Source organism: Tenacibaculum sp. 1_MG-2023, assembly GCF_030547425.1.
Classification (GTDB): Bacteria; Bacteroidota; Bacteroidia; order Flavobacteriales; family Flavobacteriaceae; genus Polaribacter.
This window is the reverse complement of the sequence record NZ_JAUORH010000011.1, coordinates 1-11,706: the sequence shown is the minus strand read 5'-3', so window position 1 is coordinate 11,706 and position 11,706 is coordinate 1. Positions and strand designations below refer to the sequence as shown.

At 31.5% G+C, this 11,706-nt stretch carries 13 protein-coding genes; 11 read left to right on the top strand and 2 right to left on the bottom strand.

Annotated features, from left to right (window positions below; translation table 11 throughout):
- Positions 1-4: 4 nt before the first annotated feature.
- Both ytxJ and Q4517_RS08955 read left to right on the top strand, forming a co-directional pair.
- Complete coding sequence (ytxJ, locus tag Q4517_RS08960) at positions 5-397, top strand: bacillithiol system redox-active protein YtxJ (RefSeq protein WP_303508221.1); 393 nt, start codon at positions 5-7, stop codon at positions 395-397.
- Between the two features lie 70 nt (positions 398-467).
- Positions 468-2,024 carry a DEAD/DEAH box helicase gene (locus Q4517_RS08955; RefSeq protein WP_303508218.1) on the top strand — a complete coding sequence of 519 codons (1,557 nt, stop codon included), beginning with the start codon at positions 468-470 and terminating at the stop codon, positions 2,022-2,024.
- 70 nt (positions 2,025-2,094) lie between these two features.
- On the opposite strand, the gene fahA is transcribed toward Q4517_RS08955, so the two are convergent.
- On the bottom strand, positions 2,095-3,372 hold the full coding sequence (gene fahA, locus Q4517_RS08950) for a fumarylacetoacetase (RefSeq protein WP_303508216.1): 1,278 nt from the start codon (positions 3,370-3,372) through the stop codon (positions 2,095-2,097).
- A gap of 171 nt (positions 3,373-3,543) precedes the next feature.
- On the opposite strand from fahA, the gene glyA reads away from it, so the two are divergent.
- A complete protein-coding gene (gene glyA / locus Q4517_RS08945; RefSeq protein ID WP_303508213.1) occupies positions 3,544-4,818 on the top strand; it encodes a serine hydroxymethyltransferase in 1,275 nt (424 codons plus the stop codon).
- Positions 4,819-4,878: 60 nt separating this feature from the next.
- On the opposite strand, the gene rmuC is transcribed toward glyA, so the two are convergent.
- Positions 4,879-6,258: a DNA recombination protein RmuC gene (rmuC, locus tag Q4517_RS08940; RefSeq protein ID WP_303508210.1), complete on the bottom strand. Its 1,380-nt coding sequence runs from the start codon at positions 6,256-6,258 to the stop codon at positions 4,879-4,881.
- A 105-nt stretch (positions 6,259-6,363) separates the two neighbouring features.
- Between rmuC and Q4517_RS08935 the strand changes: the two genes are divergently transcribed.
- The 8 genes from Q4517_RS08935 to Q4517_RS08900 all read left to right on the top strand — a co-directional run bounded on the left by Q4517_RS08935 (position 6,364) and on the right by Q4517_RS08900 (position 11,527).
- Positions 6,364-6,915, top strand: coding sequence for a 1-acyl-sn-glycerol-3-phosphate acyltransferase (locus Q4517_RS08935; protein ID WP_303508207.1), 552 nt, complete (start codon positions 6,364-6,366; stop codon positions 6,913-6,915).
- Between the two features lie 80 nt (positions 6,916-6,995).
- Positions 6,996-7,550 (top strand): DUF4251 domain-containing protein, encoded by a 555-nt coding sequence (locus tag Q4517_RS08930; protein WP_303508204.1) that lies wholly within the window; start codon positions 6,996-6,998, stop codon positions 7,548-7,550.
- 47 nt (positions 7,551-7,597) lie between these two features.
- Positions 7,598-8,197 (top strand): Crp/Fnr family transcriptional regulator, encoded by a 600-nt coding sequence (locus Q4517_RS08925; protein ID WP_303508202.1) that lies wholly within the window; start codon positions 7,598-7,600, stop codon positions 8,195-8,197.
- A gap of 214 nt (positions 8,198-8,411) precedes the next feature.
- Entirely contained in the window at positions 8,412-8,753 is a 342-nt protein-coding gene (locus Q4517_RS08920; protein WP_303508199.1) for a hypothetical protein, read from the top strand.
- Between the two features lie 23 nt (positions 8,754-8,776).
- Positions 8,777-9,649, top strand: a complete 873-nt coding sequence (locus tag Q4517_RS08915; protein WP_303508197.1) for a pirin family protein — start codon at positions 8,777-8,779, stop codon at positions 9,647-9,649.
- 72 nt (positions 9,650-9,721) lie between these two features.
- Complete coding sequence (locus Q4517_RS08910; RefSeq protein ID WP_303508195.1) at positions 9,722-10,609, top strand: pirin family protein; 888 nt, start codon at positions 9,722-9,724, stop codon at positions 10,607-10,609.
- A 26-nt stretch (positions 10,610-10,635) separates the two neighbouring features.
- A complete protein-coding gene (locus tag Q4517_RS08905; protein WP_303508192.1) occupies positions 10,636-11,229 on the top strand; it encodes a TMEM175 family protein in 594 nt (197 codons plus the stop codon).
- Between the two features lie 109 nt (positions 11,230-11,338).
- A complete protein-coding gene (locus tag Q4517_RS08900) occupies positions 11,339-11,527 on the top strand; it encodes a hypothetical protein (protein ID WP_115901322.1) in 189 nt (62 codons plus the stop codon).
- Positions 11,528-11,706: the final 179 nt, after the last annotated feature.

The window sequence follows — 11,706 nt, the reverse complement described above, 5'->3', positions numbered from 1 at the left end:
TTTTATGGGAGTATTAAGTACTGTTTTTGGAAGAAAAGAGATAAATAGAGGAGAAGATAAATCGTTTATTAATTGGATTCCATTAACTTCATTAGAGCAAATAAAAGAGATAAAAGAATTATCAAAAAAAGAGCCCGTAGCTATTTTTAAACATTCAACAAGATGTGGTATTAGCAGTATGGTAATTAAACGTTTTGTAAACAGTTTTGATGAAGAGCTAAAAGACTTTAAAGTGTATTATCTTGACTTGCTTAGTTATAGGGGGATTTCTAATGAAATAGGGTATACTTTTCAGGTTTTACATCAATCTCCTCAGTTGTTGGTAGTTAAAAATGGAGAAGTGGTTTCACATGCTTCTCATTATAATATTGCTCGTATTAATTTGAAAAAAATCTAAAAAAGATGCCATTTTTAATGGGATTTCCTTAAATACCTCGTATTTTTGCATATTTCAAAATTATAGAGATTTGAGTAACGAAACAGCAACTTCACAACCAAAGAAAGGAAAAAATTTATACGATTATCAAAAAGAAGCATTGTACAAAATTTTCAAAAGTTTTGAGAATGCCCCCGAAAATTACCATTTACTTTATCAACTACCTACTGGAGGAGGAAAAACAGTTATTTTCTCTGAAATTACACGTCAATACTTAAAGCATTATCAAAAGAAAGTATTGATAATGACGCACCGAATAGAACTGTGCAAACAGACCGCGAAAATGCTTAAAGAATTTGGTGTAGTTAATAAAATTATTGATAGCAAAGCAAGTTTAGAGGACCAAGATGAGTTTGATTGCTTTGTGGCTATGGTTGAAACCCTAAACAATCGTTTAAATGACGATATGTTAGATATTTCAGATGTTGGTTTAGTAATTATTGATGAGGCTCACTATAACTCATTTACTAAACTATTTAAGTTTTTTGATAGATCTTTTATACTAGGGGTAACAGCAACTCCTTTAAGTTCAAATATTAAGCTTCCTATGAAGGATAATTATGACGAACTTATTGACGGGGAAAGTATTGGAGCCTTAATTCAAAATGAATACTTAGCGAAAGCAAATATTTACTCTTACAATGTAGGGTTAACTTCATTAGAAGTAGGAGCAAATGGAGATTATACAGTAAAATCATCAGAAGATTTATATACGAATACCGATATGCTTTCTAAGCTTTTACAAGCTTATGAAGAACGAGCAAAAGGAACTAAAACTTTAATTTTTAATAATGGTATTAATACATCATTACATGTGTATGATACTTTTAAAAGAGCAGGATATCCAATAGCTCATTTAGATAACACGAATACAAAAAAAGAACGTGATTTTATTTTAAAGTGGTTTCATAAAACACCCAATGCAATTATTACTTCGGTTAGTATTTTAACAACTGGATTTGATGAACCAACAGTAGGGTCTATTATATTAAATAGAGCTACGAAATCTTTAACACTGTATTATCAGATGATTGGTCGTGGTTCTCGTATTTTACCAGGGAAGTCAGAATTTAATGTAATTGATTTAGGTAATAACTTCCATCGTTTTGGACCTTGGGGTGCTGATTTAGATTGGCAAAAAATGTTTAGAGCTCCAAACTTCTATTTAGATAACTTATTATCTGATGAAGAAATAGAAAATGACTTTAAATATGAATTACCAGCGGATGTAAAAGCTGAGTTTGCAAATTCTAAAGACTTGTACTTTGATGTTAAAAAAGTATATAGAGATACTATACAAGGAGGGGAATCATCAAAAAGAGTATTAGAAAAATCAATAGAACATCATGCTAAAATGTGTGTTGAAAATAGTGAAGATGTTTTTGATGCGCTTATTTTAGCTAAAAAATTAGGAGGCGATATTGATGATAGAATTTTTAGATATTCAAAATGTATATCAAAAAGCACACATAATTTTATTGACTGGTTGCAAGATGATTATCGTAAAAAATTAAACAGTTATTTACGAAGTAATTTTGATGAAGTGTATGAACAAATTCACGGTCACCCACCACCAGAAGAAGAGTAGAAATTGATATAAAATAAAAATCCAGTTCGTACGAACTGGATTTTTATATAATTATATTTGATTAAAGTGTTTATTTAGCAGGTAATACCTTACCTGAACATTCACCAAAACCAATTCTAACTTTTTCATTCTTAGAGTAACCACGCATAATAACGGTATCGTTATCATTAATAAACTTACGCTCGCTACCATCATTCATTTTTATTGGGTTTTGACCTCTCCAAGTTAATTCTAACATAGAACCAAAACTGTCTTGAGTAGGTCCGGAAATAGTACCACTACCCATCATATCACCAGCATTAATAGGACACCCGTTTACAGTATGATGTGTTAATTGTTGTACCATTGTCCAGTACATATATTTAAAGTTAGAGTTACAAACTACAGTTTCCTCTTTACCTTCAGGTTGAATAGCCATTTGTAAATTAATATCGTAACTGTCTTTACCTTCTTTCTTTAAATAAGGTAAAGGCTCATATACTTGTTCTGGGTTATCTACCCTAAACGGCTCTAAAGCATCTAAAGTAACAATCCAAGGTGAAATTGTTGAAGCAAAACTCTTTCCTAAGAAAGGACCTAAAGGAACATATTCCCATGCTTGAATATCACGAGCAGACCAGTCGTTAAATAAGACTAATCCGAAAATATATTCTTCAGCTTCTTTAATAGGAATTCTGTCTCCTAAATCGTTAGCAACGGTAGTAATGAATGCCATTTCTAATTCAAAATCTAATAATTTTGAAGGACCAAAGTTAGGTGTAGTTTCTCCCTCACTAGGACGTTGTTGCCCAATAGGACGACGAACTGGAGTTCCTGAAGGTACAATAGAAGAACTCCTTCCGTGGTAACCAATAGGAATTTGTAACCAGTTTGGTAATAAAGCATTTTCAGGATCTCTAAATAAACTTCCTACATTAGTTGCATGTTCTTTACTTGCATAAAAATCAGTGTAATCTCCTACAGAAACAGGAAGTTGCATTTCAACTTCATCCATTCTAAAGATTATTTTGTCTTTATGTTCAGCATTATCTCGTAGCTTACTATTTTTTACATCAAAAATATCAGCGATTCTATTACGAACCAAACGCCAAGTTTTGCGTCCGTCAGCAATAAAATCATTTAAGGTATCTTGCAAGAAAATATCGTCTGTTAACGGAATTCCATCAAAGTATCCTAATTGATGTAAGGCACCTAAATCTATCGCGTAATCACCGATTCTTGTACCAATCGTTATAATATCATCTTTTGTAAGAAAAACCCCAAAAGGTATGTTTTGAATAGGAAAATCTGAGTTTTCAGCTACAGTTAACCAAGATTTTCTATTCGGGTTATTAGCAGTTATTTCCATTTATCGTTTTTGTTATATTTTCACCAAACCTACATATTTTTTTCAATTTACCCCAAAAAGATGAGTAAAAAAAATGTGAAAGTATTTTAGAGTAAACTTCTTTAAAAATCCTTAAAAAAGGATACATAAATTTTAGTACATTTGGCTACTTTACACAGCAAAACAAACAACATGCAAAAAGATCATCAAATATTTGATTTAATTCAAGAAGAAAAAGAACGTCAACTAAATGGTTTAGAGTTGATTGCTTCTGAAAATTTTGTTAGCGACCAAGTAATGGAAGCTCAAGGATCAGTTTTAACAAATAAATATGCTGAAGGATACCCTGGTAAGCGTTACTATGGAGGGTGTGAAGTAGTAGATATCGTTGAACAAATTGCGATTGATAGAGCTAAAGAATTATTTGGAGCGGAGTATGTAAATGTACAACCACACTCTGGGAGTCAGGCAAATACAGCAGTTTTTGCAGCTTGTTTACAACCAGGTGATACTATTTTAGGGTTTGATTTATCTCACGGAGGTCACTTAACACATGGTTCACCAGTAAATTTTTCAGGAAAATTATATAACCCAGTATTTTACGGAGTAGTAAAAGAAACAGGGTATATTGATTATGATCATTTAGAACAACAAGCAAAAGAGCATAAACCTAAATTAATCATTGCAGGGGCTTCAGCTTATTCTCGTGATATTGATTTTAAAAAGTTTAGAGAAGTTGCTGATAGCGTTGGTGCTATTTTAATGGCTGATATTTCACATCCAGCAGGACTAATAGCAAAAGGAATTTTATCTGATCCGTTACCACACTGTCATATAGTTACTACAACGACTCACAAAACATTACGTGGACCTCGTGGTGGAATGATTATGATTGGAAAAGATTTTGAAAATCCGTTCGGATTAAAATTAAAATCAGGAAAATTAAAGAAAATGTCTACATTGATTAATTCTGCTGTATTCCCAGGAAATCAAGGTGGACCATTAGAGCATGTTATTGCTGCAAAAGCTGTTGCTTTTGGTGAAGCATTAACAGATGAATTTTTAGAATATCAAATTCAGGTAAAAGAAAATGCACAGGCAATGGCAAAAGCATTTGTAGCTAAAGGATATGAAATTATTTCTGGAGGTACAGATAACCATTGTATGCTAATTGATTTACGCAATAAAAAGCTTACTGGAAAAGCTGCTGAAGATGCTTTAGGTAAAGCAGACATTACAGTAAATAAAAATATGGTTCCTTTTGATACTGAATCACCATTTGTAACTTCAGGTATCCGTGTAGGTACAGCCGCAGTTACTACACGTGGTTTAAAAGAAGACGATATGGAAGTAATCGTAAACTTAATTGATGAGGCATTAATGAATGCTGAGAAAGAAGAAGTATTAGAAACAGTAGGAGAGAAGGTATATGACTTAATGCACAACAGACGTTTGTTTATTATGTAGAGAAGATGATGTCTTCGGATAAAAAACATAAGGCGTTCTTAATTAAGAGCGCCTTTTTAATTATTCATCATTATCTTGAGCTCGTTCAAGAATTTTTTCAGGAAGTGCTTTTTTAGCTTTCGCTCCCATTTTCTTTAGTTTTTCTACACTCGTAATTAAGTTTCCACGACCTTCTACCAACTTATTCATAGCTGCGGCATAATCGGCTTTAGTACCATCTATTTTCTTTCCAATATTAACTAAATCAGTTAATAATCCGTTAAACTTATCATATAAAGCTCCCGCTTGTCGTGCAATTTCTAAAGCATTGCGTTGTTGCTTTTCGTTATTCCACATGGTATCAATAGTGCGTAAGGTAGCTAATAAAGTAGTTGGAGTAACAATAACAATATTCCTTTCAAAAGCTTTATTATATAAAGTATTGTCTTCATTTAAAGCTACTGCAAAAGCAGGTTCAATAGGTACAAATAACAGAACAAAATCAGGAGATTCTATCTTATAAATATCTTCATATTTCTTTTCTGAAAGTTGTTCAACATGTCTTTTTAACGAGTTTACATGTTCTTTTACAAAACGTTCTTTTTCAATATCGTCTTCACTATTTACATATTGTTCATATGCAGTTAATGATACTTTTGAATCGACTACCATTTTTTTATTGTCTGGTAAGTGAATCACCACATCAGGCATAATACGTTTACCTTCATCGTTAGTAAAAGATTGTTGTACAAAATACTCTCTATCTTTTTCTAAACCAGATTTTTCTAAAACGCGTTCAAGTACCAGTTCTCCCCAATTTCCTTGCGTTTTACTATCACCTTTTAAAGCCTTGGTAAGGTTTAAGGTTTCCTTGCTCATTTGAGCGTTTAACTCTTTTAACCCTAATAACTGCTCTTTTAAAGCAGAATGCATCGAAATACTTTCTTTTTGAGTGTCTTCAACCTTTTTTTCAAAGGTTTGAATTTTTTCTTGAAGCGGATTTAAAATATCCTTTATATTTTTCTTATTTTGCTCAGTAAATTTATTCGATTTCTCGTCTAGAATTTTGTTTGCTAAGTTTTCAAACTCTTTGGTAAATTTATCCTGTAGTTTTTCTACTTCCTCTTTATTTTCATTTAGTTTTAACTGTAGGTTTTTTAACTCTTCATTTTTTCTAGCCAATTCAAGAGCAGTAAACTCTTTTTCACGACGTAATTCATTATTTTCTTTAGCTTTTTCATCTAATCGCTTTAAAAAGTCTTCTTTTTGCTGAGAAAATGAGTCTTCTTTTTCTTTTTTCTGAATTTCAAAATTGGCTTGATGGTTTTGTAGGGTAACAATCTCTTTTTCTAAATCAGAAGTTTGTTGTTTAAACTTTAATTTAGAGAGTAAGCTTCCAATAACAAACCCAATTAGTAAGGTGCTAACAGCAATTAAAATAAGTAAGAGAGTAGTATTCATTAGAATAAATAATAGTTTATTATGTGAACAAATATAGGACAAGATAGGTTAAAATTATTTGATTTTTGTAGAGAAAACCGTATCATTGACCTTTATACCTAGTAAATGATATCTAAATTTATATTTCACAAAGTTTTAGGCTGGAAGGTAGTTGGAGATTTTCCAAGAAACTTAAAAAAATACGTTGTTATTGGAGCTCCACATACTAGCTGGAAAGACTTTCCAATTGCTATTTTAGCAAGGAACACTATCGGTGTAAAAATCAATTTCATAGGAAAAGCGTCATTATTTAAACCTCCTTTTGGTTTTATTTTTAAAGCTTTAGGGGGGGCTCCTGTTGATAGAAGTAAAAGCACAAATAAGGTGGATGCAATTGTAGCAGTTTTTAATGAGCATGATGAATTCCGTTTAGCATTATCACCAGAAGGAACTCGTGCAAGAGTAACAGATTGGAAAACAGGGTTTTATTATATAGCTAAAGGAGCTAATGTACCTATAGTAATGTTTGCTTTCGATTTTGAAAACAAGCAAATTATTATAGAACCTCCTTATTATTTAACAGATGATATGAGTGCTGATATGAATCATTTTTATGATTTTTATAGAGATATTAAAGGAGCAAAACCAGAGTTATTTTCAGTACCTGATAAAGAGTAAAACAAACGTTAAATAGTCTTATTTTTTTGAAAGTTTCATAAGATTTGAGTAACTTGTAGAAGGTTTAAAAACAGTGAAATATGAAAAGGGTTGTTTTTTTAGTTAGTATAATTTTTGTACTGTTTAGTTGTGCTTCTTCAAAAAATACAACACAGGCAGAAATAGATAATTTAAACGCTCTTGTAGAAAGTAAAACTTTTGAAATAGAAGCAGAATGGGCAGAACCTATGGTTACAAATGCAATGGCACAATTAGCTAATGCAGGTCTGTTACCTATAGGAAGTAACGCAGGAAACATTAATTTAATAGGGAATAGCAACTTTTTTAGAATGAAAAAAGATAGTGTTGCGGCGTATTTGCCTTATTTTGGTGAGCGACAAGCAGGTGGATCTTATGGAGGTAGAGATATTGGAATTGAATTTGAAGGAGCTCCTGAAGGTTTAGTTGTATCTGAAGATAAAGAGAATAGTTACAAAATTAGTTTTAAAATAAAGGATAAAAATACAACAACTGAAAACTATAACGTTATAGTTAGAGTATATCCTAGCTTATCGAGTACTATCTATGTAAATAGTACGCAGAAAAATTCAATTAGATATAGAGGTAAAGTACTTAAAACTTCAAAAGAAAAGTAGAATATTGTATATAATACTGTATTTTTAGTAGCTCATTACAACAATGTATGGAGCTACCTAACTTTAAAAAGTATCTTATTGAAAAAGGAGGATTATCAGAAGATGATTACCCTCAAATACAATCGTTTATTTCTTTAAAAAACGTTTCTAAAAGTGATTTTTTATTAAAAGAAGGAGATGTGTGTTCACATTTCTTTTTTGTAGAAAAAGGTTTGTTACGTTTATATGCCCTAAATGAAGAGGGAAAAGAAAATATTTTACAGTTTGCTACTGAAAATTGGATTGTGAGCGATAGAGGTAGTGTATATTTTCAAGAACCGTCTAATTATTATATTGATGCTGTTGAAGATGCACAGGTTGTAATGTTAGATGAAGGCTTTATCAATAAAGTATCAGAAATAAATACTGATTTTAGAAGGAAAAATGAGTATTTATTGCAAAAACATATTCGTCAATTATACAAACGTATTAGTCAACTACTAGGAGCATCAGCAAAAAGACGTTATTTAGATTTTGTAAGTATGTATCCAGATATTATGTTGCGTGTTCCTCAGTGGATGATAGCTTCTTATTTAGGAATAACTCCAGAAAGCTTAAGTCGTGTTCGTAAATCACTTGCTGAAGAAAACTTCAAACCAAATAATTAAGATACGAGTTATGATTGTTGATTTACGGTTGTTAGATAATCGTAAATCGTTCTTACCATAGATCAATGCATACCTTTTTTTGTTGCTGTAATTTTACAGTGAAATAAAAAGTAGAGGTTAACTCACTAAATATTTCAGATAAAACAAACGCAATTTATTTCGATGTTAACCATCGAGTAATTAATCCCATTTAATGGGTAAAAAAGGATTTATTATGAGACATTTAAAAACATTAGTTGTAACAAAAAATACAACAATGCCTAAAATTTTGAATTGGCAAGTTTCAACTGTTCCTAATGTCGAAACAGCTATTGAAAAATTATATCAACAGGCATACAAGGTTTTAGCTATTTCAAAAGATACCAATGAAATAGATAAAAATAAATTACAAAAGATTATTACTGTGTTATTTCCTAATGCGATTTTAGTTGAGTTTAGGAATGAGTCTACACTTTCCGAAAGCGTTAAGAGTGTATATTGGACTAAAAATAAACCTCAATTACAGCGTAGTTATTTAGACAATTCATTTGAAATTGAATTAGCTAATAGTTTATAGTAATTAAAAGAAAGGAATTTAAAATGAAAACAAGAAATATAGAAAAAATAGTAAAACCAGGAACTCCTCATTTTGTAGGAGATGGATTTAGAGTTCATAATTTTATACCTGGAACTTCAACCATGCAACGAATGGACCCATTTATTATGTTGGATTATAATTCAAAATACAATTTTCCTCCAACTGATAAACCAAAAGGAGTGGGAGTACACCCTCATAGAGGTTTTGAAACTGTAACAATAGCTTATAAAGGGCGTGTTGAACATGGAGATAGTGCTGGAGGTGGAGGAATTATTGGTGAAGGTGATGTACAGTGGATGACGGCTGCTTCAGGAGTTTTACACAAAGAATTTCATGAAACTGAATGGAGTAAAACAGGAGGAGAGTTTCAAATGGTACAGTTATGGGTAAATTTACCGGCTAAGGATAAAATGAGTCCGCCAAAATATCAGGCAATAGCAAATGCAGAAATGGTTAAAATACCATTAGCAGATGGAGGAGGAGAAGTAGAAGTAATTGCAGGAGAATATAAAGGAAACAAAGGACCTGCATCTACATTTTCGCCAGTTAATATGTTCAATGTAAAGTTGAAGAAAGGAGTAAAAACACAGTTAACCTTTCCAAAAAACTATACTACAGCTATTTTATCAGTTGAAGGTAGTGTTAAAGTGAATGAATCAAATAACGTTTTAGAAGATCACTTTGCATTGTTCAAAAATGATGGAGATACATTTACTTTAGAAGCCTTAGAAGATGCAGTAATTTTAGTATTAAGCGGTGAGCCTTTAAACGAACCTATTGCAGCACATGGTCCGTTTGTAATGAATACTAAACAAGAGTTGATAGAAGCATTTCAAGATTTCAATACTGGAAAGTTTGGATATTTAGAAGATTAACAATAACTTTAAAAAAGTAACTCTAAATCAAAGAGTTACTTTTTTTGATTAAACCCTTAATAGGTATATAAAATGTCTAACACGAAACTAATAATTGAAGAGAGAGCAGCGAGTATTGGTAATTTTCTGGTAGGCCGTTTATTACCATTCAGACAAAAACGAATGGTAGGTCCTTTTATTTTTATTGATCATATGGGACCCGTAAAACTTAGCGAAAAAGATAATTTAGATATAGCTATGCACCCTCATATAGGTATATCTACACTTACCTTTTTGTTTGAAGGAGCTATTTTGCATCGAGATAGTATAGGGACTGAAATAGAAATAACTCCAGGAGCAGTTAATTGGATGACAGCAGGAAAAGGAGTCGTACATACTGAAAGAACTCCTGAACGATTAAGGAATTCAACTAAGAAACTTCATGGATTACAAATATGGGTAGCTTTACCTTTAAGTGAAGAACAATGTGAACCTTCTTTTACACATGTTTCCGCGGATGATATTCCCAGTTGGGAAACTGATGGAGTACAGTTTAAGCTCATCGCAGGAAAAGCGTTTGGTAAACAATCACCTGTTCCAGTGTATAGTCCGTTATTTTTTATTGAGATAACTTCAAAAGAAGACAAAAAAGTAGAAGTTGGAGAACATCTGTTCGGTGAAAGTGCCTTATATATTTTAGAAGGAAGTATTACTAGTGATGGACATACTTATGATTCCAAACAATTATTAGTAGCAAAAGATAGTACGCTGTGTAGCTTTGATATAGTGGCAAACTCTACCGTATATATTTTTGGAGGAAAAAGATTTAAAGAAGAGCGTTTTATTGAGTGGAATTTTGTTGCTTCAGATAAAGAATTGATAGAACAAGCCAAAGAAAACTGGAAGAATAATAAGTTTCCTTCTGTACGAAACGAAACTGAACGAATTCCATTACCAGAGCAAAGACGTTTTGGTAGATAACTATAGTGTAATCAACAAATAATTATATGAAAACAGGCAGGTTAGAAGCATTTAGTGATGGTGTTTTAGCTATTGTAATTACCATTATGGTATTAGAAATAAAAGCACCAGAGGATACGACATTTGAAGGATTACTATCAGTAGCTCCTGTATTTATAAGTTATTTATTAAGCTTTATTTACTTAGGAATTTATTGGAATAACCATCATCATTTAATGCAGGTGACGGAAAAAGTAAATGGCAAAATTTTATGGGCTAACTTACACTTATTGTTTTGGCTGTCTTTAATTCCGTTTACTACAAGTTGGATAGGGGAGCACGAACACTATTATGAAGCTTTACCCGTAGCTACTTATGGCTTTATTTTACTTATGTGTGCTATGGCTTATTTTATTTTAGAAAAAGTACTAATTAAATACCACGGTGATAATCATGCTTTATCTCAATTATGTACCAACGGATTAAAAGAGTATACGTCTTTAATTTTATGTATTGCAGCTATACCTTTAGCTTATGTTTATACATGGATTGCTATAATATGTTACATTGTTGTAGCTCTAATTTGGTTAACACCAGACAGAAGGTTAGAAACCCTTATGGAAGGTAATGAAAAAGGATAAAAGTATGGTTTTTCCCTACTAAAAGTATGGTTTTTTTTATAGCAAACTCTTTTTTAAAGATTATTTTCGGAGGGTAGAATAATATTTATAACCCCTAAAAAACTTTATAATGAAAAAAGTAATTTTAAACGTAGAAGGATCACAAGAGTTAACAAAAACAACGTTAAAAAACATTAAAGGAGGAAATGCAGTACCTTTTCCTTTCCCTAAAGAATGTGGAGGAGATGGTTCTTTTATTTATCAAGATGGAGTAAAGGTATGTTGTTACAGACCTACCACTATGGACTATATTTGTTAAAAACTATTTAATATAGGATATAAGAAAAAGACTTTAGTGTATTAACTAAAGTCTTTTTTGTTAATTAGTTTTAGAAAAATAGGTAATAGCATCATCTATAGCTGTAGGCTTCCCCTTTTTAGGACACCTCTAATTTCGATAAATAATTATTATTTAGGTCAGATTTGATGAAGAATTTA